Origin of the sequence: Maribacter sp. ACAM166 (assembly GCF_005771495.1) — a bacterium.
Lineage (GTDB): Bacteria > Bacteroidota > Bacteroidia > Flavobacteriales > Flavobacteriaceae > Maribacter.
Genome location: NZ_VAUW01000005.1, coordinates 36,179 through 60,637 on the forward strand (window position 1 = coordinate 36,179; position 24,459 = coordinate 60,637).

Annotated in this window: 17 protein-coding genes; 2 read left to right on the forward strand and 15 right to left on the reverse strand. The window is 36.9% G+C overall.

What is annotated here, in order from left to right; genetic code table 11:
- Positions 1–3: 3 nt before the first annotated feature.
- On the forward strand, positions 4–1,407 hold the full coding sequence (locus ES765_RS05680; protein WP_138112132.1) for a TolC family protein: 1,404 nt from the start codon (positions 4–6) through the stop codon (positions 1,405–1,407).
- Between the two features lie 134 nt (positions 1,408–1,541).
- Here the strand turns inward: ES765_RS05680 and ES765_RS05685 are convergent, their stop codons facing one another.
- From ES765_RS05685 to ES765_RS05750, 14 genes are all read right to left on the reverse strand, one after another.
- Complete coding sequence (locus ES765_RS05685; protein ID WP_138112134.1) at positions 1,542–2,528, reverse strand: YpdA family putative bacillithiol disulfide reductase; 987 nt, start codon at positions 2,526–2,528, stop codon at positions 1,542–1,544.
- Entirely contained in the window at positions 2,525–3,175 is a 651-nt protein-coding gene (gene rpe / locus ES765_RS05690; protein ID WP_138112136.1) for a ribulose-phosphate 3-epimerase, read from the reverse strand. Before rpe ends, ES765_RS05685 begins: the two co-directional genes overlap by 4 nt.
- 74 nt (positions 3,176–3,249) lie before the next feature.
- A complete protein-coding gene (locus tag ES765_RS05695; protein ID WP_138112138.1) occupies positions 3,250–6,366 on the reverse strand; it encodes a VPS10 domain-containing protein in 3,117 nt (1,038 codons plus the stop codon).
- A gap of 347 nt (positions 6,367–6,713) precedes the next feature.
- The gene (locus tag ES765_RS05700) at positions 6,714–9,350 is read right to left on the reverse strand and encodes a c-type cytochrome (RefSeq protein WP_138112140.1); all 2,637 of its coding nucleotides are present in this window, start codon (positions 9,348–9,350) and stop codon (positions 6,714–6,716) included.
- Between the two features lie 50 nt (positions 9,351–9,400).
- Positions 9,401–9,853 carry a tRNA (cytidine(34)-2'-O)-methyltransferase gene (locus ES765_RS05705; RefSeq protein WP_138112142.1) on the reverse strand — a complete coding sequence of 151 codons (453 nt, stop codon included), beginning with the start codon at positions 9,851–9,853 and terminating at the stop codon, positions 9,401–9,403.
- A complete protein-coding gene (locus tag ES765_RS05710) occupies positions 9,853–10,077 on the reverse strand; it encodes a VF530 family DNA-binding protein (RefSeq protein ID WP_138112144.1) in 225 nt (74 codons plus the stop codon). Before ES765_RS05710 ends, ES765_RS05705 begins: the two co-directional genes overlap by 1 nt.
- Positions 10,078–10,127: 50 nt before the next feature.
- Positions 10,128–12,110 (reverse strand): type I pullulanase, encoded by a 1,983-nt coding sequence (gene pulA / locus ES765_RS05715; RefSeq protein WP_138112146.1) that lies wholly within the window; start codon positions 12,108–12,110, stop codon positions 10,128–10,130.
- A 215-nt stretch (positions 12,111–12,325) separates the two neighbouring features.
- A complete protein-coding gene (locus ES765_RS05720; protein WP_138112148.1) occupies positions 12,326–13,963 on the reverse strand; it encodes a hypothetical protein in 1,638 nt (545 codons plus the stop codon).
- Between the two features lie 375 nt (positions 13,964–14,338).
- Positions 14,339–15,202 (reverse strand): RNA polymerase sigma factor RpoD/SigA, encoded by an 864-nt coding sequence (locus ES765_RS05725; protein ID WP_138112151.1) that lies wholly within the window; start codon positions 15,200–15,202, stop codon positions 14,339–14,341.
- A 160-nt stretch (positions 15,203–15,362) separates the two neighbouring features.
- A complete protein-coding gene (locus ES765_RS05730; protein WP_138112153.1) occupies positions 15,363–17,585 on the reverse strand; it encodes a polyribonucleotide nucleotidyltransferase in 2,223 nt (740 codons plus the stop codon).
- A gap of 212 nt (positions 17,586–17,797) precedes the next feature.
- On the reverse strand, positions 17,798–18,067 hold the full coding sequence (gene rpsO / locus ES765_RS05735; RefSeq protein ID WP_138112155.1) for a 30S ribosomal protein S15: 270 nt from the start codon (positions 18,065–18,067) through the stop codon (positions 17,798–17,800).
- A 115-nt stretch (positions 18,068–18,182) separates the two neighbouring features.
- Positions 18,183–19,043: an acetyl-CoA carboxylase, carboxyltransferase subunit beta gene (accD, locus tag ES765_RS05740; protein ID WP_138112398.1), complete on the reverse strand. Its 861-nt coding sequence runs from the start codon at positions 19,041–19,043 to the stop codon at positions 18,183–18,185.
- Between the two features lie 31 nt (positions 19,044–19,074).
- On the reverse strand, positions 19,075–20,142 hold the full coding sequence (gene fbaA / locus ES765_RS05745) for a class II fructose-bisphosphate aldolase (RefSeq protein ID WP_138112157.1): 1,068 nt from the start codon (positions 20,140–20,142) through the stop codon (positions 19,075–19,077).
- 60 nt (positions 20,143–20,202) lie between these two features.
- On the reverse strand, positions 20,203–22,761 hold the full coding sequence (locus ES765_RS05750; RefSeq protein ID WP_249356246.1) for a BamA/TamA family outer membrane protein: 2,559 nt from the start codon (positions 22,759–22,761) through the stop codon (positions 20,203–20,205).
- Positions 22,762–22,815: 54 nt separating this feature from the next.
- On the opposite strand from ES765_RS05750, the gene ES765_RS05755 reads away from it, so the two are divergent.
- Positions 22,816–23,535: a TrmH family RNA methyltransferase gene (locus ES765_RS05755; RefSeq protein ID WP_138112161.1), complete on the forward strand. Its 720-nt coding sequence runs from the start codon at positions 22,816–22,818 to the stop codon at positions 23,533–23,535.
- A gap of 201 nt (positions 23,536–23,736) precedes the next feature.
- Here the strand turns inward: ES765_RS05755 and ES765_RS05760 are convergent, their stop codons facing one another.
- A complete protein-coding gene (locus ES765_RS05760) occupies positions 23,737–24,432 on the reverse strand; it encodes a porin family protein (RefSeq protein ID WP_138112163.1) in 696 nt (231 codons plus the stop codon).
- Between the last annotated feature and the right edge of the window lie 27 nt (positions 24,433–24,459).

Here is a 24,459-nt window from a genome sequence, read left to right on the forward strand (position 1 = left end):
TGTATGAAATTATCAAGAGTTATAAAATGTATCGGGGTTGTTTTATTGCCATTTTTACTAGTATCCTGTTTTTCGGCCAAAACTTATGAACGTCCGGAAAATGAAGTACTCAATGCACAGTACTTTAGAACCGATTCTTTGCAAAAGGATAGCGTTTCTTTAGCATCGGTATCTTGGAAAGAACTTTTTACAGATCCTATTCTCCAGGGTTATATACAAGAAGGGCTTCAGAATAACATTGATATTAGGCAGGCCATTCAGCAAATATTAATTTCTGAAGCATATTTAAAACAAGGGAAAGCAGGTTATTTGCCAACATTGAACGGTACAGCGCAATACACACATAGTGAACTTTCTTCGAATAGTCAGTTTGGTGGTCAGTTCAGTACGTTAGATCAGTACCAATTAAGTAGTGGATTATCATGGGAAGCTGATATTTGGGGTAAAATTAGAAGTAATAAACGCGCTTATAAAGCTAGATATTTACAATCAGTAGCAGCCCATAAGGCAGTTAAGAGTACGTTGGTTGCAAATATCGCATCGCTCTATTACCAACTTTTAAGTTTGGACGAACAAATAGAGATAACAGAAATGACGATTAAAATCAGAGAAAGTGGATTGAAGACAACCAAAGCTTTGAAAGAGGCTGGTAACGTAACTGAAGTAGGGGTAAAGCAGACTGAAGCACAGGTATATACTGCCCAAGCTATTTTAATCGATTTGAAAAATTCCGCTCGACTATTGGAAAACTCTTTGTCTATTTTATTAGGAGGAGAACCAAAGGACATTACTAGAGGTAGGTTGGAAGAACAAAAAATCACGACACCTTTAAAAACTGGAATTCCGTATGAGTTATTGGCTAATAGGCCCGATGTAATTTCAGCGGAATATGCCTTGGTAAATTCTTTTGAGCTAACAAACGTAGCTAGGAGTAATTTCTACCCTTCTATAACGCTTACGGCAAATGGAGGATTACAAAGTTTGGATTTTGATAAGCTTTTTGACACTAGTTCATTGTTTGCAACTATAATTGGTGGATTAACACAACCTATTTTTAACGGAAGAAAAATAAGAACCCAATACGAGGTAACCAAAGCGCAACAAGAACAGGCAAAATTAGAATTTAAATTTGCCTTGATCACGGCATCTAAGGAAGTATCTGATGCATTGTATTCTTATGACGCAGCCATGGAAAAGATAGAGGTGAAAGAAAAGGAATTTGAAGCCTATACATTAGCTAGAGAATATTCTCAAGAACTTCTTGATAACGGTTTAGCGAATTATCTGGAAGTATTAAATGCTAGGCAGAATGCCTTAAGTACGAATTTAGACCTTACCAGTACGAAAAATGCCAAGCTACAGTCAATTGTAGATTTATATCAAGCCTTAGGAGGTGGGTGGCAATAAGATTTAATACTGACTTATTATAAATAAAGGCATTAGAATAGCATGTTCTAATGCCTTTGTCTTTTGTGGTTTTAGTAAAAAAACACGTATAGGAATTGATTGGCTTTTATTAAGAATTGAACTAAGACAACGATTTATACTTTCGTGTCAATCGTTGTCTTAGCGAGTATATTCCTGATAATTATTTTAGCGTGAATTCTAGAATTTTCTATAAACCATTTATGGGTCTCCATTCCGCCGCAAATAACTCCTGCCAAGTAAAGTCCCTTCACATTCGTCTCCATAGTTTCTGTATCATATTCTGGAAGTCTTTTTTCATCATTGCTGATGTGAACACCGAGCATTTCTAAAAACTTAAAATTGGGTTTGTAACCGGTTAGAGCCAATACAAAATCGTTATGAATTTCTAATTCTTCTCCATTAGAAGATAAGGTAAGGGTGTTTTTTTGAACCGCCTTTACCGTGGTATTATAAAATGCTTTTATACTTCCTTCCTCGATACGATTTATGATGTCTGGTCTTACCCAGTACTTTACACGTTGCCCAACTTCATCACCGCGAATAATTAAAGATACTTCAGCTCCTTTGCGCCAACATTCAAGTGCAGCATCAATAGCTGAGTTACTTGCGCCTACAACAGCTACTTTTTGACCTGAATAGTAATGTGGATTATCATAATAGTGAACAACTTTATCCAGCTCTTCACCTGGTACATTTAATAAGTTAGGGATGTCATAAAAGCCTGTAGCTAATACTATTTGATGCGTCGTATAGCTGTTTTTGTCAGAAACAACAGTGAATGAATCTGTTTCCTTCTTTACATTTTTAACTTTCTCGAATAAATGAATGTTCAGTTTATTCGTTGTGACAATACGTCTGTAATACTCTAATGCTTCATTCCTTTTTGGTTTGGCCTCGTTACTGATAAAAGGAATCTCATCGATTTCCAGTTTTTCGGATGAGGAAAAGAATTGCATGTTTGCGGGATAGTGGAACAGTGAATTAACAATTGGTCCTTTCTCCAATATTAGGTACCGAAGTCCTTTTTTCTTTGCCTCTAAACCACAGGCAATACCTATAGGGCCACCTCCTATGATGATGATATCAAATTCAGTTTTCATCCCTTTAGCGCTTTTATAGTTGCTGTAGGATTCGAGCTCTTAAAAACAAAACTTCCCGCAACCAAAATATCAGCACCAGAATCAACCAATTGTTGTGCGTTTTCTGTGGTGACACCGCCATCAATTTCAATTAAGGTTGAAGCATTTTTTTTGGTGATAAGAGCTTTTAAAGCTTTTACCTTAGCATACGTGTTTTCTATAAACGATTGTCCTCCAAAACCAGGGTTGACACTCATAATTAGAACGATATCGATATCTTTTATGGTATCTTCTAAAAGTAGTATGTTGGTATGCGGATTTAAGGCAACTCCTGCCTTCATACCATGTGCTTTTATAGCTTGTAATGTTCTATGCAAATGTGTGCAAGCTTCATAATGTACAGTCAAGATACTTGCTCCCAGGTTAGCGAATTCTTCAATATAACGGTCTGGATTAACAATCATCAAATGCACATCCAACGGTTTGGTTGCACTTTTTTGAATTGCTTTTACAACTGGCATTCCGTATGAAATGTTGGGGACAAAAACACCATCCATAACATCGATATGATGCCAATCGGCTTCACTTTCATTCACCATTTCTACATCACGCTGTAGATTTCCGAAATCTGCGGCTAAAAGTGATGGTGCTATTAGTAGCTTTCTCATGCTTATCTTCCCTTTAAATTCAATACAAAAATAAGAATTTGTAAACCTTCATCGTAAAATTTAAACTATTCAATTTATTCTATTGGAGTTAATCCATTCTGGTTTAAAATAGGATTTACTTTTGGTTTATAATTATCCAAGATAGTATTCAGTTTTCCAATCTGTACTTCAAGATCTACGGATAATTCTTCAAATACCTTATAAGCTCCATTCGTAGGTTTTGCGTCCCCATGTTCGATACTACGTCTCAACGATGCCATTCTATTATTGAGTTTTATCGGAAAATTTAAAGGATCTTGACCAGATTGATTTTTAACTTGATATAATTCTTCTTCTACAACGGATAGTTCACTTAAAAACGGTGAAATAGTTTTTTTGTAAGCACTGGCTTCAATTTTCTCTTTAGCATCTTTAAATGTAGATTTGATTTTTCGGATTCGAATTACTGCTTCGTTAGCAGTAGTTGTTTTACCCATTATTTTATTGGCCAACTCAAACTGTTCATCTAAATCCTCTTTTGTAATCCCTTTAAGATTAGGGTCCATGTCTACCTGAAAAGAATAAGTTTTTTCATAATCACCCGACTTCATTTTTACTTTATAGGTGCCTAACGGTGCTTTTGGTCCTCTGGTCGGCCTGGCGCTCCAAATAATCATTCCATCAAAACTGGTCGCTCCAGGATATCTAAGGTCCCAAGTGAATGTATTGATACCTTTTGCCGTAGTAGGTTTAGAAGAACCTCCTCTTAGCCAATAAGGTAGGTTTGGGTCTACCTCGTATTTAGGTTTGCTACCGGTGAAAGTGTTGACCAATTTATCTTTGGCATCATAAATCTCAAAAGTTATGGTATCTTTTTGGTCCTTTAAGTAATATTGAATCGAAGCATCATTGATTCCTCGTAAGACATTGTTAGGTTGAAATAAAACAGCCTCTTGCGATGTCATTTCTTGCTTATATTGACGTAGCGGTTGAATGTCATCTAAAATCCAAAAGCCTCTACCGTGTGTGCCCAATACGACATCATTATCTTTTATCACTAAATCACGAACAGGTGTATCTGGAAGCTTTAATTGCAGGCTCTGCCATAATGCACCATCATTCATTGAAAAGTAAACACCGTGTTCAGTTGCTAAGAATAAAAGGCCTTCTCGTACTGGATCTTCACGAACTGCCCTTGCAAAGTGACCGTCTTCGATGCCGTTGATAATCTTTGTCCAAGTTTTACCGTAGTCATGTGTCTTAAACACATAAGGTTGTCTATCATCAACTTGATATCTATTGGCAGCAACATATAATGTACCCGGATTGTGTATGGATTCGTCAATAATACTTACCCTTGAAAACTTAGGTAATTCTTTAGGGGTAATGTCTGTCCAGTTTTCCCCGCCATCTCTGGTAATATGAATTTTTCCATCATCCGAACCCGCCCAAATAGTATTAATGTCATGGTTGGATGGAGCAAGAGCGAATACTGTTGCGTAAATTTCAGGGCCATTCATGTCCATGGTTATGATTCCTCCAGTTTTCCCTAAAGTGGAAGGGTCTGCATAGGTAAGATCCGGACTTATTTTTTCCCATGATTGTCCGTCATCGGTTGTTTTCCATACATGTTGTGAACACGTATACATTACTTTAGAATCTTGTGGCGCAAACATAATAGGGAATGTCCATTGCCAGCGTTCTGGTAAGGCACTAGCAGGTTCACCAGAGAAAAAACGAGGGTATACCTGAATATCTCTTGATTGACCATTACTTCTATCATATCTAGTCAAAAGTGCACCTTGACTACCAGCATAAAAAATATCTAAATTTTCAGGATGTTGTGTAATCCAACCGCTTTCTCCACCACCAACAGCATAAGCCCAACCATCACCTTGTCCTCTTGCCTGCATATGTTCCCAACCATCACTAGGTACTGCAATTGTACTATTATCTTGTTGCGCGCCTGCCACATGATAAGGAACATCATTTGTTGTCATTACATGGTACAATTGAGTGGTACTATAATCTTCTTCTGTCCAGGTCTTGCCGCCGTTAATACTTACGACACCTCCACCATCATTGGAAGAAATCATACGTTCTGGATTGTTAGGGTCGATCCACAAATCATGGTTATCGCCGTGCGGTACTTTAATTTCGATGTCAAAGGTTTTACCGCCGTCTGTTGATTTCCAGAAATTTACGTTGAGCCCGTAGACAGTCTCTTTATCGAATGGGTCAGCATAAATTCTAGAATAATAGAAAGCACGCTGCCGTAACTTGCGTTCATCATTGGTTCTCTCCCAAGTTTTACCAGCATCATCTGAACGGAAAACACCACCTTCATTTGCCTCGACAATTGCCCACACACGATTAGAATCTGCAGGAGAAACAGTAACGCCGATTTTACCTATTGGACCTTCTGGCATTCCTGGGTTTTCTGTAAGGTCCATCCATGTTTCACCAGCGTCTGTAGATTTCCACAATTTACAATCAGGTCCACCACCCCACATTTTCCATGCTTTTCGCTGAACTTGCCATGTACTAGCATACAATACCTTCGGATTGTTCCTGTCAATTATCAAATCTACTGCACCGGCTTTATCGCTAACATATAAGGTCTTTTTCCACGTATTTCCGCCATCAGTACTTTTGAAAACACCACGTTGTTCGTTGTCCCCATAGGGGTGACCAAGAGCCGCAACATATACGATATTGGGGTCTGTAGGGTGAATTCTAATTCTAGAAATTGCTTGGGTTTCTTCTAAACCTAAATGCCTCCATGTTTTTCCTGCATCGGTAGTTTTATACACACCATCACCTTGGGTAATGCTTCCCCTAAGCTGTACTTCTCCCATACCGATATATACAATATCCGGATTTGTCTCTGCAATGGCTACGGCACCAACTGAAGAACTTGTAATTTGCCCATCAGTAACTGGCGCCCATTCATTGCCTCCATCGGTAGTTTTCCAGAGACCACCGCCTGTGGCACCAAAATAGTATTCATTTGGTCTCCCTGGGCTACCCGCAGATCCTAAAGAACGTCCACCTCTAATCGGACCAATATTCCTCCAAGCTAGATTTTCATAAAACTCCGAGCCTAACGGATTTGTAGGAGTAGTTTCTTTTTTTGATTTTTTCTGAGCAAAAATCGTACTGAAAGCTGATAAGACAATAATAAGAAAAAGATGGAAGTGTTTTGTTTTCATGTAGTTGTATTTTATTTGGTATGTAAGCTGTTGGATTTTAGAAAAGCCAGCTTGAAAATAATCATTTATTCCGCCAATTCTAAGGGATGGGTTAATTTTAACGACTTAGAATACATGACCAATTTACGATAATCAAATTGGGGTATTATGTTTTTTGAAAAGTGTTGCGTGTACACAATCGTTTTGTATTCTAAATTAATAGGATAAATGTAATTTGCAACGCAATGAATAGTAGCAAACAGAGCTTCTAATCATAGCGTTTTTAACTATTTAGCTCTTAAAAATTCAGTATCCAGTCATTTTGGGCAGGATATGAAATAACAATTTGCTAAAAGTCTACCTGGTATTTATTTCTGCCCAGTATACATTTTATGTTTTTCATCGCCGCCGGCAATTATATAGGCAAAAAGGTCAACCACTTCTTGCTCGTTCAATCTATTCAATAAAGCTGGGGGCATTGGTGAGACCGGTGATAGTTCTCTTTTTGTAATAACACTTTTTGCAATGCTAACGGTATAGCTTTCATTGAACGGATTGGGCATTATTACGATGGAATCGCCAGCTTCAGATTTAATTCTTCCGGCTAATTTTTCATCATATTTAAAATGAAAAAGGGTGTTGGCGTATTGATCGGAAATTTCATCATTAGGACTATAGATAGCAAACATCAAATCAAAGGTGCTAAATTTAGCATGGGTTTGAGTTAGGTCTGGTCCTGCAGCACCGCCTTCACCGCGCATTCTGTGGCAAAGCACACAATTTGCAGCAGCAAATGCTCTTTTACCATCTTTCAGGTTGCCTTGGTAATCATCTAAACCGCCCCAAACAATATCGCCCATATTCTCACCTGTATACTTCTTGCCCGGTCCTATAGGTTGTGGTAGTTCTGCTACGGCACTAGAAGGGGAGTAAACGCCAGAAATTTCTTGAAAATAATTCCTGCGTTCCTTTGGTACATTACTGATTGCGCGTTGGCGAACATTTTCCATATAGGCTTTAAAGCTCATGCCACCCTTAGAACCAAGCACGTCAAAATACCAAGAAAAGTAACGCTTTCTTAAATCGTCGTTCCAACCATTTTCAGCATTACTCAACAGCATACCATAATAAATAGCTTCACTTGGTGGCATTTTGGCAATAACATCCCTAATTAAAGGTCCGTATTCCTCACTACGAAGCGTTGCTTCTTTTGAAAGCATTTCAACACCTTCAGTTACGGTTTTTTGTTCTGTATGATATTCAAGACGTTCTACCAATTTTGCTGTAATTCCGTCAGCTTCTAAAAATAGAAGAATTTGTGCCAATTCTTTACTTATGGCACTTTCAGGTGCAGGAAATAACGGATTCAAAGTAGTTACAATTTCTTGTCTCTCTTTTTTAGTAGGAATTCCCATTCTTATAAAGTTGAGGGAATACGAACGAAGTAAATCCATTTGCAGATCTGCACCCAAGGATGTTATGGGGATGTGTAGTAATTTTTTCAACATCAAAGATTGAAGTTTAGGTTCACCTTGATGATTTAAAGCGATACTACTTTCAATAATTTTTCGAAAGTCTGTTTCATTGGTATAGTTATCTAACCAGCTATCAACAGGTTGGTGCTCTAAAGCGACCCTAGCTGCATAGCGAATAAATCGATCGGGATTGTCTAAATGTTCCCAAGCCAATTCAGTGCCTTTTTGAGAAACAATGGTATGATAATCTTCCAGTTGTTTACGAAGGTTTCGTTCTGTACTACCTTCTGAATTGGCTTGTGCGACCTCCATTTTTTCAGAACCGATATAGCTAAGTCGATATAAATGTGAATCGAGTCGGCGACCACCGGTGGCGAAGTATAAATTACCATCATTACCAGCAATCATATCTGTTAAGGGCAGGGGAGTACCCGATAAGAATTCTTCTCTTTTGGCTTCGTACGAACTTCCATTTGGAATTAAATTGATAAAATATACCGTACCAAAACTCCAGTCCATTACTAGAAGTCCATTTTTGTATCTACTAGGGAAATTCAGTTTAGCGGTCGATAAAACCGCAGTTGGTGAGCCTTGTTCTAGATTATGTACAGCAGGAAGATTATCCGGATAATAAGCAGGCCATTTTCCAGAACCTGTTCGCCATCCATATTCACTTCCACTGGTAACATGGCATATTCTAGTGGGTCTATACCAAGGCATACCAATGTCCCATTCCATATCAGCATCATACGTAAAAAGTTCCCCATCTGAATTGAAGGCGATGTCAAAAGGATTTCTATAACCTGCTGAAATCAACTCCCAAGAAGACCCATCAGGGTTAAATTTGGTTATCCATCCACCAGGAGCCTTTATATCGTTTGCATGTCCTCTAGCATCCAAATAAGGCGTAAATAGATTATCCTCATCCCAATTGATAGGAATACGGCTATTTTGTTGAACAGATTCGGGGATTAAGGTATGGTTTCCTGCAATAAAATAAATCTCCTTACCATCTGGTGAAAGGGTAAAACTATGTGGCCCGTGTTCACCGTTTCCATCCAACTTAAGAAGCATTTTTACAGTGTCTAGTTTTCCATCCTGATCATTATCGGTAATACGATAAATTCCGCTTCCATTTTCTTGGTCGTCGGGCGTATCGTCGTCCCAATTTTTATTGACTGCAACATACAAACTATTAAATGCCCATAATATACCATGTGCTTCCCCAAGTTCAAGTTCAAGTGGTATAACGTTTTGAGAATTGAGAACTTCTCCGTTTTCAGGAATTTCAAATTGATATAGTTTACCATATTGGTCACAAGCGAACATTTGGTTGTTATCCCCTTGCGCTAATGCCACCCATGAACCTTGTTCATAGCTGCTGGGGTGGTAGATTTCTTCCAGTAAGAAGCCCTCTGGAGTGTTGAATGTGATTTTGGTATTTTTAGCTATTTCTTTTTGTTCATTACTACAAGATGCAGCTATAAAAATAAGGGTGCATACTAAAAGGCGGTTGGTTAATTTGGTCATACGTTCTGTGAATTATACTCTTAAAGATACGAAGTAACCTTAAATGATAATCAGCCAATTTGTCGCAATCCTTCATATATGGATATTGCTACAGCGTTAGCCAAATTCAGACTACGTATATGTTCGCTGAACAAAGGGATTTTAACTGAATGTTTTTCATTCTGAATTAAAATAGTTTTTGGGAGTCCGATTGATTCTTTACCGAAAACCAGAAACATGTCATCTTTATAATTAACCTCCCAATGGTTTTGCTTGGCGGTAGCCGAGAAAAAAACCATTTCCTTGTCTTGGTGCTGTTCAAAAAACAATTCTTGATTCTCGTAAATTTTTACGTTTAGGTGTTGCCAATAATCTAACCCTGCTCTTTTTAAACGTTTGTCACTTAATTCAAATCCAAAAGGTTTTACTAAATGTAGTGTAGATCCGGTTGCAAGGGCTAATCTGCCAATATTACCTGTGTTATTAGGAATTTCTGGTTCTATTAGAACAATGTTAAATGCCATTATTTTTTGATAGATTGTAAATATAAATGTTCTACTTTTTCACGAGCCCAAGGCGTTCTTCGTAAAAATTTTAAACTGGATTTAATTGTCGGATTACTTTTAAAGCAATTGATGTTGACTTGACCAGCCAAATCTTCCCACGAATATTTTTCAGTAAGTTCTTCTAGAATAGTGACTAGTTTAACTCCGTGTAGCGGATTGTTGGGTTGGGTTTCAGAATTCATGAATTTCGTACTAGTATTAGTTGAGAATATATAAGAGTGTATATGTTCTATTATTTTTGAAATGCAACGTACAAAGATAGGGCTGGAACCGCTATTTTATTTTTTAAGGTACGCTTTCCTTCTAAATCAAAGTTGTCTCTAGAAACTGCCTTTTGCCAAGTTTCTTTTATAGGATAATCAATGATTTTATTTGATGCGTTATAGATTACTAAAATATTTTTCCAACTATCATCATTGGCATGGTCTTCAATAGTATAGGAAATAATTCCATTTTCCACCATTTGAAATTTTAAATGTTTAACGACATCTGAGGCACTATTCATAAAAAATGCAGGATGTGCTTTTCGTAAAGTAATCAAATTTCGGTAATAATTGAAAACGTCTTGATGTTTTACCTTCCAATTCCAATCGATTTGATTTATACTATCAGGTAAATTATAGGAATTGTGCTCACCATTTTTAGTACGAAGTAGTTCAACACCTGCATGTAGAAAAGGGGTGCCTTGCGTTGTTAGTACAATCGCATTTGCCAATTTATGCATAGCGATTAACTCTTCTAAATCGGCATTTGGTCTAGAAACCTTTAGTTTATCGAGTAACGTGTGATTGTCATGACATGAAACATAATTGATCGCTTGCCATGGTTCTTGAGTCCAAGGAGCATTTGAGTAATTGACATTTTCATAGTCGAGTTGCGGATGTTGTATAGCCCCTACAATACCAAATTTTATGGATTCTTCTGTGTTTGTTGCCCCGCTAACAAAACCAGTACTTTCATCCTCGAAGACAGATCCTTTAATTCCGTCCCGTATGTCATCACTAAAGGCGGCAATATCGGGTAACTGTTGCATGTGTTTTTTAAGTGCTCTTTCCGCTTCAGGTAAGGGCGAATCTGTAGCGGTCCATCCTTCGCCATATAGTAATGCATCTGGATTTATTTTTTTAACAGCATCTGATATTTTGTTCATTGCTTCGACGTCATGAATACCCATAAGGTCAAATCGAAAACCATCAATATGGTATTCTTGGGTCCAAAAGGTTACAGATTCTATCATGAACTTTTGCATCATGGCACGTTCAGATGCTGTTTCGTTCCCACAAGCCGCGGCATCTGCAAAAGAGCCATCTTCCCAATGGCGGTAATAATAGCCAGGCACTTCTTGATTGAAGTTAGATTCTTCGGTTTTGCCGGTGTGATTATAAACAACATCCATAATGACCCCGATACCTTTGTCATGAAAAGCCTTTACCATTTGTTTGAATTCCTTAATTCTGACTTCAGCATTAAAAGGGTCTGATGAAAAGGAACCTTCAGGTACATTGTAATTTTTTGGATCATAGCCCCAGTTGAATTGTGGGGTATTTAAAGTGGCCTCATCGATGGAATAATAATCAAAAGTTGGTAATAAGTGCACATGAGTAATCCCTAATTCCTTTAAATGATTAATTCCTGTTGCTACATTTTCAGGTCCCTTTGTCCCTTCCTCTACTAATCCTAAATACGAACCAGGAGAGGATGATCCAGAGTGAGGATGAATAGTCATATCCCTAATATGCAGCTCATAAATTATTGCTTCATTGTAATTGGTTAAACCTGGACCTTTATCCATTGTCCATCCTTCTGGGTTTGTAGATTCCATATCTACTACCATTGCTCTATTACCATTAACGCCAACTGCCTTAGCATAGATACCAGGTGTTTCTGCTAACCATAAATTTTCTACCCGTACTTGAAATGTGTAATAAGTGCCATTTAAGTCTCCATCAACTTTAAGTTGCCATATGCCATCCGCCCCTTTTTTTAACTGTTTGGTGGTAAAGGCTTCGGAGTTATTTCCAGTTTTATATAAAGTTAAAACTACCTCCGCTGCAGTGGGCGCCCATAATGAAAACAATGTGTTTTCTGTTGTGTATATTGGCCACAGGGTGCTTTGGGTGGGAGCGGTATAAGAAGAAAATGCGGTACTATGTTGTATAGTACCAGATGAATATGATAATAGAAAGGATAACATCAAACTAAAGAATAATTGCATTTTGGGTTATTTGAAAAAGGCACAACTTTCAAGGGCTGCAATCTTTTTCACAGGTAATTAATAGGTCTTATATCGATTTAAAACTAACTTATATAAATGAAAAAACTCCAATACTTGGTCGCAGGTTTTTGAAAACTTCTATATTTGGATAAAATTTAGTACTTTTTTCGTGAAGGGCCATTTGCTTTTTCTTTTGGAATGCAATCGGTTTTGCTTTATGCTGGATTCATCCTGAATAGCTTGTTTTCAATTAAATCTTGATAATATGCTTCGGTTTTAATTAATATTGGCTTTGGTTTTTCTTTAGCGATTGGTGGTTTCTTGATATGAATTTTATTTGATTTCTTATTCTGAATTGTTTTCAATTTTGAGTTTTTGACACTTGACTGGTTATTTGAAACCTGGTCAATGCTAATAGGATAAACAGGTAAACGTTTAAGGTCTGGATTGATGGACATTAATTGGTTAAAACAGTCATCTGTATCAGCCGAATTACCACATGCCAGGGAAAAATCATGAAGATATTCTCTTTCTAAGTCAAACCCCCTTCCTACCAGAGCATTGAAGTTTTTGGTAGTTAAATACTGCCAATCTAAAATAAGTTCATCCAATATATGAATATTGAGGAATGCCGCAGGTATATAATCATCATTATTTGGGTTACACTTGCTCGGTAATGGATCGTGTTTGTAATATGTTGTTAATGGTCCATATTGTGAAGCGCCTACACTATTACCCAAATAAAAAGCTTGGTGCTTTGGTTTATCGAAGAATGAGCTTGGAAAAACTACGTTGCTTGTATTTGGAGAAGCACCCAATCTAAGGGGTGCATTTAGTAGTGTTATAATGTTTTCTGTTGCATCATTATTTTGTATCGCATCATTATTCCCTGCTGTAGTAATGCTTCCTAAACTACTGGCTACACCTAATACAGTAACGGTAACAGGTGTACTGGATTCTTGATTGTTTCGGGGGTATTCGGAAAGCTCCGCTAGGTCACGAATTGTATATTTACCTAGATTGTTCTTCGCAATCATTTTCATTGTTTCGCGGTATCCTTTTTTGGTTAATTCTTGCTGTATTTTAGCATTGTGCAAGGTGTTAAAATCAAGACTATACCCCGATTCAACAACTCGTAAGTAGTTGAGCCAATCCCCAGTAGCATTTGCATCTAAGTACGTTGTAAGTCTTTCAAAACTATTGTCATTCATCCAATTGTGACCTATTGGGTCATCAATAGTTCCATTACCATTTGTGGTTACACCGCCTGTTAAAGGAGCGTGATTATTGAATGACCTACTTGCACCGTTAATGGATGGAATAGCTGACTGGCCATTTGGGCTATATTGGTTCATCTTGTTTATGATGTGATAAAAGAAATCATCATCACATAATAGTGCTTCGTGACCACTAAACTCTAAAAAAAAGCCATTGCCGTTATATGGGTTTTGACCATACGTTCTATTCTTAATTTCGTACACATCACCTAAAATGAAGTTGCCATCTGGGTCGTGAGCGAAGCTGTTTGTGCCAAATATTCCAATATTATTATTCTGTGTTCCAATATGCTTAAAACATGGTGTATCTATCAAATTTCCGTTGGAAGAACAATTTGTACCATAGATGGCATTATCATAATATTTTGGTCGAATAGTTTCAACCACCAAATGATTTCTATCGCTACCCGCGGCATTAGTACCGTTTAAAACATGAATTTGAAACCCTTGTGGTGCGGCGATATAGCTGCAACTTGAGGTTACCGTAAAATCTAGATTCTGAAGTGCTTTTGTCTGTGCTTGAATAGTAGTATATAGCAACACGGCAAGAGCAATTAATAAGGTTTTTTTTATCATATTGTATATTGATTGTTAAGAAACAACGCTTGAAAAAGGCAAAAGATATAGTTTTGCCATTGAATACAATAAATAGGTAGTTTACAATACTTTAATTATGATTAAATAGTATTGATTATGCGTTTGAAAAGCTTGTGAAATAGGAATAGTATGATTTGCTACTAGTACTATTTTAAGGCTGTCGATTTTCTTGACAAGGTTTCAAAAATGTATTAAATGAAAAAACTCCGGTAATCAGCCGGAGTTTATTCATCAATCAAAAAACGAACAGTCATGATAAACTGTTGTTACCGTTAAAATTACAATTAATATGCCATATTACCAATTTAAGGAATATTTAACGTGCAATTTTTATAGCTTAACCGCTATTGGTTTCTAACCCAAATACGTTTTTAGAATTTTACTTCTTGAGGTATGTTTTAATCGTCTAATCGCTTTTTCCTTAATTTGACGAACTCTTTCCCTTGTTAGGTCAAAAGTTTCTCCAATTTCTTCTAAAGTCATTGAATGCTGGCCTGCAAGACCAAAGTATAAACGAATAACGTCTGCCTCACGCGGTGTCAATGTTTCTAATGCACGTTCGATTTCTGTACGTAAAGATTCATTTAATAACTCTCTATCTGGATTTGGAGATTCACCACTACGCAAAACGTCGTAAAGGTTAGAATCTTCACCATCAATTAAAGGCGCATCCATGGATACATGTCTTCCTGAATTCTTCAAGGACTGTTTTACATCCTCAACGGTCATATCCAATTCTTTTGCAATTTCTTCTGGAGAAGGCATTCTTTCATGCGCTTGTTCTAGAAAAGCAAAAGTTTTGTTGATTTTATTAATCGAACCAATTTTGTTCAACGGCAAACGAACGATACGCGATTGTTCTGCCAGAGCTTGTAATATAGATTGACGGATCCACCATACGGCGTAGGAGATGAATTTGAATCCCCGCGTTTCGTCAAAACGCTGTGCAGCTTTAATTAGACCAAGGTTACCCTCGTTAATCAAATCTGGCAAAGTAAGGCCTTGGTTTTGATACTGTTTAGCAACTGAAACCACGAATCTGAGGTTGGCTTTTGTAAGTTTTTCAAGAGCGAGCTGGTCGCCTGCCTTGATTCGTTGTGCCAACTCTACTTCTTCATCAGCGGTAATCAAGTCAACCTTTCCAATTTCTTGTAAGTACTTGTCCAAAGATGCGGTCTCCCTATTGGTGACCTGTTTTGTAATCTTAAGCTGTCTCATTAAAATAAATTAAGTTCAGTTTGCATAGACTGCATATACTTGTACGTAAAAAACTTCCGAATGTTACAAAAAGGAAGGAAAAAATTCATTTATCCGATGAAACGCATAAAAAAGCCCCGACCAAAAAATGTCGAGGCTAACTTTTTAAACTTTAGAAGAATTAATCTCTTCTTGGTTTTCTATCGCGATCACGACTACGATCGTTTCCACGACGGTCATCTTTACGTTTGTCGTCACGTGGTGGTCTTTCAACAAAACCTTCGGGCTTTGGTAAAAGTGCCTTACGTGAAACTTTCTCCTTTCTTGTTCTTGGGTCAAGACCAAAATATTTCACATCAAACACATCACCCATGTTTACCACATCAGATACGTTTTCTGTTCTTTCCCAAGCCAATTCAGAAACGTGAAGCAATACTTCATTGCCTGGAGCATCCTTATATTCAACAACAGCACCAAAATCTAACATCTTGATAACTTTTACTTCATATACATTCCCTACTTCAGGTTTGAACAAAATAGAATCTATTTTTGCCATAACAGCATTAATACCTTCTTGTCCAACGCCTAAAATTTCAACGATACCTTCTTCAGTCACTGGATCTTCGTTAATAACGATAGTTGTATCAGTTTCTTTTTGCATCTCTTGAATCACTTTTCCTCCTGGTCCAATTAAAGCACCAATAAATTCGTTAGGAATTCTACGCGTAACCATAGTTGGCGCATGTTCTTTTACAGCTGAATTTGGTAAAGAAATAGTTTCTGTTAGTTTGCCTAAAATATGTAAACGACCATCTCTAGCTTGTTTTAGTGCATTTACTAAAATCTCGTAAGACAATCCTTTTACTTTAATATCCATTTGACAGGCAGTAATACCTTCTGAAGTACCGGTAACTTTAAAGTCCATATCACCTAAATGATCTTCATCGCCTAAAATGTCAGAAAGAACCGCATATTTACCAGAATCAGCATCAGAGATTAATCCCATTGCAATTCCAGAAACTGGTCTTGTCATTTGCACACCAGCATCCATTAACGCCATTGTACCAGCACAAACAGTTGCCATAGAAGATGAACCGTTAGATTCTAATACTTCAGATACAACTCTTACAGTATAAGGACAATCTTCAGGAATCATTCCTTTTAAACCACGTTGTGCTAAATTACCATGTCCAACTTCTCTACGAGAGGTTCCTCGAATTGGTCTAGCTTCACCGGTGCAAAAAGGAGGGAAGTTATAGTGTAAATAGAAATTTTCTTCACCTTCGTAGGATGGCATATCTATTTTGTTTGCATCTCTAGAGGTTCCTAAAGTTACAGTTGCCAAAGCTTGTGTTTCGCCTCTTGTAAAAATTGCTGAACCGTGTGTTGATGGTAAGTAATCTACCTCACACCAAATTGGTCTAATTTCATCTGTTTTACGACCATCTAAACGTAAACCTTCATTTAAGGTTAAATCTCTTATCGCAGCTTTTTCGGCTTTACGATAATAATCAGAAACTAAACCGCCATAATCTGCTAATTCTTCTTCAGAAAAAGTAGCTTTAATGTCTGCTTTAATTTCAGCAAATGCAGCACTTCTTTCATGTTTAGCAGATCCCGCTTTTGCTATAGCATATACTTTATCGTATGCCATATCATGAACCTTCTTTTCTAAAGCTGCATCTTCTCTATCACCCTCGTATTCACGAACGTCTTTCTTTCCAAATGCTTCAGCTAATCTTAACTGAGCTGCACATTGAAGTTTAATAGCTTCATGTGCAAACTTAATAGCAGCAGCCATATCGTCTTCAGAAATTTCATTCATTTCACCTTCAACCATCATTACAGAATCAGCAGATGCTCCAATCATCATATCGATGTCAGAATCTACTAATTGTGCTCTAGTTGGGTTGATAACAAATTCTCCGTTAATACGACCAACTCTTGCTTCAGAGATTGCGCACTCAAATGGGAAATCTGATAATTGGATAGCTGCTGATGCTGCTAAACCAGCCATTGCGTCGGGCATAACGTCTTCGTCATGAGACATTAACTGTATCATCACTTGCGTTTCTGCGGTATAATCTTTTGGGAATAATGGACGTAAAACACGATCCACTAAACGCATCGTAAGCACTTCACCATCACTTGGTCTTGCTTCTCTTTTAAAGAAACCACCTGGATAACGACCTGCAGCTGCAAATTTCTCTCTGTAATCTACCGTTAATGGTAGAAAACCAAGATCTTTTTGTTCGTAATTGGAAACAACTGTACATAACATCATACATTTTCCCGATGTAACAACAACAGAGCCATGTGCCTGTTTTGCCAATTTTCCGGTTTCGATAGAAATTTCCCTACCGTCACCAAGGTCTATGACCTCTTTAAATACTTTTGGAATCATAAAATTTGATTAAAACCTGCTTTTTGCAGATTAGTTAAACAATGGTCTTTCCGACTAAATTTCTCTGGTCGGAGCTGTTGTGTTGTTGTGTTGACCAATGAAAAACCGTGTGTAGCTTTTTGTGTTCGCCTTTGCCAATGTTTGGCTAAATCTCCCAAGGCGCGGAGTATTTTAAAAAAAAAGGGGATAGTTAACTATCCCCTTTTGCACTATTATTTTCTAATACCAAGCTCTTTAATTAGCTCTCTGTATTTTACAATATCATTTTTAATCATGTAATCAAGAAGACTTCTTCTTTTTCCTACGAGTTTCACAAGTGAACGCTCTGTGTTGTAATCTTTATGATTATTTTTCAAGTGACCGCTCAAATGATTAATTCGGTGTGTGAACAATGCGATTTGACCTTCAGTAGAACCTGTGTTCTCTGATTTTCCGCCGTGTTTCTTGAAAAGTTCGGATTTTGCTTCTTTTGTTAGATACATTCCAATATTATTTTAAATGATTTTTATGTATTATGATTGATTTTCAATCAGGGCGCAAAGATACTCTTTTTTTGAAATATGAAACTATTTCAAATTAAGAAAACATCTAGCAGCATTACTTTCTGATGGGATTATTTTGAATTAAGTCTATATATAGATTCACTTTTTTCTTCAAATCTTTTCTATGTGAAATGAAATCCAAGAAACCATGTTCTAATAAAAACTCAGAGGATTGAAAGCCCTCAGGTAATTCTTTACCAGTGGTGTCTTTAACAATACGAGGGCCTGCAAAACCAATTAATGCTCCTGGCTCTGCAATATTGATATCACCAAGCATTGCATACGATGCCGTTGTACCACCAGTTGTAGGGTCTGTGCAAAGAGATATGTATGGAAGTCCGGCTTCTGATAACTGCGCTAATTTTGCAGATGTTTTAGCAAGCTGCATCAACGAAAGCGCAGCTTCCATCATACGGGCGCCACCAGACTTGGAAATCATCATAAATGGTGTCTTCTTCTTAATGGCGTAGTCAATACCACGAGCAATTTTCTCACCAACAACACTTCCCATTGAGCCACCAATGAATTTAAAATCCATACAACAGATTACCATATCCTTTCCAAATGACTTACCGAATCCTGTTCTAACAGCATCTTTTAGTCCAGTTTTTTTCTGTGCTGCCTTTAACCGTTCTACGTATTTTTTGGTGTCTTCGAATTTTAAAGGATCTTTCGATGTCAGCTTCTCATCAAGTTCAGTAAACTTATTGTTATCAAACAAAATTTGGAAGTATTCTTTACTTCCTATTCTAACATGGTAATCATCTTCTGGACTAACATAAAAGTTTTTGGCCAGATCTTCAGACTCAACAATCTTGCCTGTGGGTGATTTGTACCACAGGCCTTTTGGAGTGTCTTTTTTTTCTTCGGTAGAAGTCTGTATTCCCTTTTCTTTTCTTTTAAACCAAGCCGTCATATTGTCCATTTTCAGGTTATCGTAAAGTCTGTTATAACGTATTAACGTTATTTAAGTCCTCAAACGCTTTTTTCAAACGATCGATGAAAGTAATTTCTCCTTTTCTTAACCAAACTCTTGGGTCATAGAATTTTTTGTTAGGCTCATCAGCCCCATTAGGGTTTCCTATTTGAGCTTGTAAATAGTCTTTATTGTCTTGAACATAATCGCGAACTCCCGCAAGAAACGCATATTGCAAATCTGTATCGATGTTCATTTTTATAACACCGTAGCTGATACCTTCTCTAATTTCTTCTACTGTAGAACCAGAACCACCGTGGAATACAAAATCGATATGGTTATGTTCAACACCGTATTTTTTAGTAATATATTCTTGAGAATTCTTAAGGATTTTAGGGGTTAATTTCACGTTACCAGGCTTGTACACCCCGTGAACGTTTCCAAATGCAGCAGCAATTGTAAATCTTGGACTTACTTTAGAAAGTTCCTCATATGCATATGCTACTTCTTCTGGTTGCGTATATAGTTTAGAATCATCAACATCTGAGTTGTCAACACCATCTTCTTCACCACCTGTAATACCTAATTCGATCTCTAGCGTCATGTTCATTTTGCTCATACGCTCTAAGTATCCTTTGCAAATTTCAATGTTCTCTTCTAAAGGCTCTTCAGAAAGGTCAATCATATGCGAGCTAAAAAGAGATTTACCTGTTTCAGCAAAATGCTTTTCACTAGCATCTAACATACCATCTATCCATGGCAATAATTTTTTAGCACAGTGATCTGTATGTAAAATAACAGTTGCACCATATGCCTCTGCCAATTGATGTATATGCTTTGCTCCAGCTACAGCACCTAATATTGCTGCTTTCTGGCCTTCATTTGATAGTCCTTTGCCAGCATTAAACTGTGCGCCACCATTAGAAAACTGAATGATTACAGGTGCGTTCAAGTTAGCCGCAGTCTCTAAAACACCATTAATAGTGTCAGATCCTATAACGTTTACAGCAGGTAATGCAAACCCTTTTTCCTTTGCGTAATTGAATATTGCTTGAACTTCGTCTCCGGTAGCAACTCCCGGTTTAATATTGTGAGCCATAATTAATTGGTCTATTAGTTTCTAAAAAAATGTGGAACAAAAGTAATAAAACAATTATATTTAAAACGGATAGTTGATGCCTATTTGTAAAACAGAGTTGGCAAAATTATAATCCTTAAACCATCTTTCAGATTGTATTTCGGCCGGGTTGTACGTCTTAAAACCTAAATCTAAACGAAAGAGAAAATAGGTGAAATCGTACCGTATGCCAAGTCCAGTCCCCAATGCGATATCTTTTAACGACGCTAGGGTATCAAACGTAGCATTAGGGTCTTCAACATTGTCGAAAACATTCCAAATATTTCCGGCATCAGCAAAAATGGCACCATTAATATCACCGACGATCGGGAATCTATATTCTAGATTTAAGGAGAATTTTAGGTTAGCTTCATTAAAATCGTTAACCGCTGAAACACTGCCAGGACCCAATGAATATGGAAACCACGCTCGGTTATCATTAGAGCCACCAGCAAAATAGCTGCGTACAAAAGGAATGTTGTCAGAATTTCCATAAGGTATTGCCATACCAAAGAAAGCTCTTGCTGCCAAAACGTTTGAGCGTGAAAGGTCCCAGTATTTTACATATTCGAATTCGTTCTTTATATACTGTGAAAAGGGCACGCCAAAGACCAATAACTGTTCTTTGTCATTTTTATTAAAGGGAACAAAACTTGAAAAAGCTGATAAAAGATTACCCGCACTTTCAAGTTTCCATCTAAATTTATAAAAATTATTATCTATAATTCCATTTCTATTTGTTTTGTTGAATGTATAGTTGGTGGCAAAAATTAAATTGTTCTCCGTTAAGCGTTTTCTTCTTTCTTCTAAACGTGTTACATCATTAAAGTCTGATGTTGTCGAGGATATAGTTCTATTCTGTATTGCATTTATAAATCCAGTAGTCCCTGCAGGTATTATCAACTTTGGGTCTGTAGGGTCTGATTCGTTTTCAAAAAATGCTGATAGTAGTGGGTCGATGTGGTAGCTGTCGGCAATATCATCCAATCTTTCAAACGTATTTCGATACACATTAAAAAACCGATTACTATTTACATTACGAACAAATTGTATATTCAATAGTTCAACATTATGGTTTACGAAGTCACTAGGAACCCAATTATAGCCTAAAACAGTTTTAAAAGTCTGCTTGTCAAGCCCGATGTTATTTTGAAAACTCGTCCCTATAGCAATTCGAGTCTTAGGCAATGAATAATTAGGTATTATTTTAGAGGTGTTAACGAACGGAAACCAAATACGTGGAAAATCAAGGGTGATATCTCCGCCGATCTCTGAAAAGTAATTTGCTTCAAAAGTAGAATTACTTAAAAGACCGTAAGCACCATCAGCAGAAATACTTAAATTTTCCGCCCCTTTGAAAATATTTCGAATGAGTAGGGTAGTGCCTAAGCCAACTCCTAATCTTCGAAGATTAGAACGACTTACTTCAAAATTTGTACCTAATGAATATTTAGATTTTGGAGCTAGGTAGATGTTGGTATTTACCTTATTTCCAATACTATCTGCTTCAAAAATTATATTCGGATATTTAAAAATATTTAGGGCATTTAATTGTCTTGAGGTTCTTATTTTATCAACATCCCTGTAAGTGCTGTCTTTCTTGAAAAAGATGGTGTTAGCCAATGTTTTTGGTTTAATATCAAAATTAGGGGAATAGTGAATAGTATAGTCTCCATAATTTACTGTTCTAATGGTGTCTATAATACTTGTTGATAGATAATCTGTATAAACATTTATCTTGTTTATTTTTTCAACCTTGTACGCAGATGTAGTTACTTCATTCTCTCCCCGGGTCTTTAGGTTACCAATGTTTAACGTAATATTCATCTTTTGGTCATCGGTAGACCTGACGGTATCTCTTAAAATATCAAAGGTAATGGAGCTTTCTTGGAAATTACGGATACCGCTATTTCTGAAAATACTGGTTAAGCGTTCACGCTCTTTGTTAAAATTAGATAAATCGAACTGCTGACCCTCTTTTACGAGTGAGGTTGTTGAATTTAGAAAATATAGCGAATCAATAGCTGTTGATGAAATATCATTAGCAAGGGAGTCAATCATATAGGGATTACCTAGTTCTATGTGGTAATTGACTTTCGCCTTTCTATTATGTTTTAGGGTGTCTATTTCATAACTCGTGTTATTCGTAAAATAACCCTTCCCTTGATAATATGCACTTAGCCTAGCAAGGCTTAATCGTGTTCTTGTCGTGTCTAAAACAGTAGGTGCTTCACCAATATCTTTTAGCCAATTACTTAGGCCTTTGACTAAAAAAGATTCCCCTAAACGCTCAACTTGCTTGGCAGATAATATTTTATCCAACTTTCTCTCCCTGTTCTTCTTTTTATACAGCCAGGCGTTAAAGGATGAGTCTGGATTTTCCTTTGCTAAATTGTATAAGTTGAGTCTTAGTGGGTACCCTAATACAGTTGAATTAGGTTTTTGGTAAATAAGACTTTCAAGTTCCTCGTTGTTAATTTTTATGGAATCTGCGTAAATGGTGTTTTTTAGAACCAGATATTCATCTTGCTCAACTTTTTTAAGTGAGTTGCAGGAAAGCAAGACTATTGCCAGTAGGGATAATAAGCTTAATTTAGCCATGTCGTTTTTGGAGCAGAGTGCCATCCTCATAGAAATCAAAAATACATTATTTGAATGGTTGTCAAAAGTGAATTGAAACTTATCAAAAGTCTACAACATAAAAAATACCGAAATGAACACGGTCTATTTGTTGTTGAAGGTAAAAAGGTGGTAGAGGAAGTTATAAACTCTAAAATAAAACTGCATAAATTATTTGCGGTAGCGCCTGAAAAAATACAATTAGAGGGTGTGCAAACCTTTTCAATCTCTAATAAGGAGCTAAGTCAGGTAAGTAGTCTTAAAAGTCCAAACGGGTTTATAGGTGTTTTTTATATACCCAAACTAGAGGAGGAAATAGTATCAGATTGGATTTTAGTACTTGATGGTGTTCAGGACCCCGGTAATTTAGGAACAATAATTCGACTCTGCGATTGGTTTGGTGTAACCGATATCGTCTGCTCATTAGAAACTGTTGATTGTTATAATTCAAAGGTACTTCAAGCAACTATGGGTTCAATTACACGAGTTAATATCCATTATAGAGCTATAGATTCTTTTCTAAATACAACGAAACTACCTGTTTTTGGAACATTTGTGGATGGCGCTAGCGTAAAGGATTCAAAATTACCGAAAAAGGGAATCATGATTATGGGCAATGAAGGAAAAGGAATTTCTGATTTGGTTGCCAAATTTTGTACAGATAAATTGGCAATACCTCAATTTGGTAATAGCACTACAGAAAGTTTGAACGTAGCATCTGCAACAGCCATCTTACTTCACGAAATACGAAGATAAAATAGCTTTTAATTGGCTATCGAATTCAAGAATAATATTTTACTGACTACTGACTACTGACTACTGACTACTGACTACTGACTACTGACTACTGACTACTGACTACTGACTACTGACTACTGACTACTGACTACTGACTACTGACTACTGACTACTGACTACTGACTACTGACTACTGACTACTGACTACTGACTACTGATTTATTCAAAAGTAAAATTGATGAATAACCCTCTTGTTTTCATTGACTCAATATTACCCGTCCATGGGCTATTTGGGTCTTGATCGGGCACAAGTTCATCCGTTATGGCAAAAACACCACGTATAGAAGGTGTGAATTTGAAATATTCTAAGTAGAAATCTATCCCAAAACCAAGTTCGTAATTATACACCCATTTTTTCATTCTAAAGGTACCAGAGCTATTGTCGTCAGGACTAACTTCATTACTTCCTAAGTTAAGACTTCTTGAGCCCCCTCCAATTACAAAAGGTTTCCAGTTTCCAAATCTTTTGGCGCTTGCTTTTAGCAAAATAGGAAAATTGATATACGTTGATTTTACTTCTCTAATGGCATCACGCTCTTCATCAAACCCTTGAAACCCCAAAACTCTTGAGCCATAATAAAGTCCAGGTTCAAAGCGTAAATCTAGAAACTCATTAATACGCAATTCCCCAATAAGGCCTACATTGAATCCAAAGCTCTTGCTAACCAAAATATCAGGTGCGTTTTCTTTATATTCAAATTTAAAATCATATTGATTAAAACCTAAGAAATATCCCCAGTTTAAGAATTTCTTATCCTCGTTTTGTTTATTCAATATGGGGTTTTCGTTGAATTGAGCGCTTAACGAAGTGGACATCAACAATAAGGTTAGGCTTATAAAAAACCATTTCTTCATATAACGTGGTTTACGATTGTACGACAT

Coding starts and splice junctions, on each gene's coding strand:
- ES765_RS05680 (WP_138112132.1), top strand. CDS start 4: ATGAAATTATCAAGAGTTATAAAATGTATCGGGGTTGTTTTATTGCCA.
- ES765_RS05685 (WP_138112134.1), bottom strand. CDS start 2,528: ATGAAAACTGAATTTGATATCATCATCATAGGAGGTGGCCCTATAGGT.
- rpe (WP_138112136.1), bottom strand. CDS start 3,175: ATGAGAAAGCTACTAATAGCACCATCACTTTTAGCCGCAGATTTCGGA.
- ES765_RS05695 (WP_138112138.1), bottom strand. CDS start 6,366: ATGAAAACAAAACACTTCCATCTTTTTCTTATTATTGTCTTATCAGCT.
- ES765_RS05700 (WP_138112140.1), bottom strand. CDS start 9,350: ATGACCAAATTAACCAACCGCCTTTTAGTATGCACCCTTATTTTTATA.
- ES765_RS05705 (WP_138112142.1), bottom strand. CDS start 9,853: ATGGCATTTAACATTGTTCTAATAGAACCAGAAATTCCTAATAACACA.
- ES765_RS05710 (WP_138112144.1), bottom strand. CDS start 10,077: ATGAATTCTGAAACCCAACCCAACAATCCGCTACACGGAGTTAAACTA.
- pulA (WP_138112146.1), bottom strand. CDS start 12,110: ATGCAATTATTCTTTAGTTTGATGTTATCCTTTCTATTATCATATTCA.
- ES765_RS05720 (WP_138112148.1), bottom strand. CDS start 13,963: ATGATAAAAAAAACCTTATTAATTGCTCTTGCCGTGTTGCTATATACT.
- ES765_RS05725 (WP_138112151.1), bottom strand. CDS start 15,202: ATGAGACAGCTTAAGATTACAAAACAGGTCACCAATAGGGAGACCGCA.
- ES765_RS05730 (WP_138112153.1), bottom strand. CDS start 17,585: ATGATTCCAAAAGTATTTAAAGAGGTCATAGACCTTGGTGACGGTAGG.
- rpsO (WP_138112155.1), bottom strand. CDS start 18,067: ATGTATCTAACAAAAGAAGCAAAATCCGAACTTTTCAAGAAACACGGC.
- accD (WP_138112398.1), bottom strand. CDS start 19,043: ATGACGGCTTGGTTTAAAAGAAAAGAAAAGGGAATACAGACTTCTACC.
- fbaA (WP_138112157.1), bottom strand. CDS start 20,142: ATGGCTCACAATATTAAACCGGGAGTTGCTACCGGAGACGAAGTTCAA.
- ES765_RS05750 (WP_249356246.1), bottom strand. CDS start 22,761: ATGGCTAAATTAAGCTTATTATCCCTACTGGCAATAGTCTTGCTTTCC.
- ES765_RS05755 (WP_138112161.1), top strand. CDS start 22,816: ATGGTTGTCAAAAGTGAATTGAAACTTATCAAAAGTCTACAACATAAA.
- ES765_RS05760 (WP_138112163.1), bottom strand. CDS start 24,432: ATGAAGAAATGGTTTTTTATAAGCCTAACCTTATTGTTGATGTCCACT.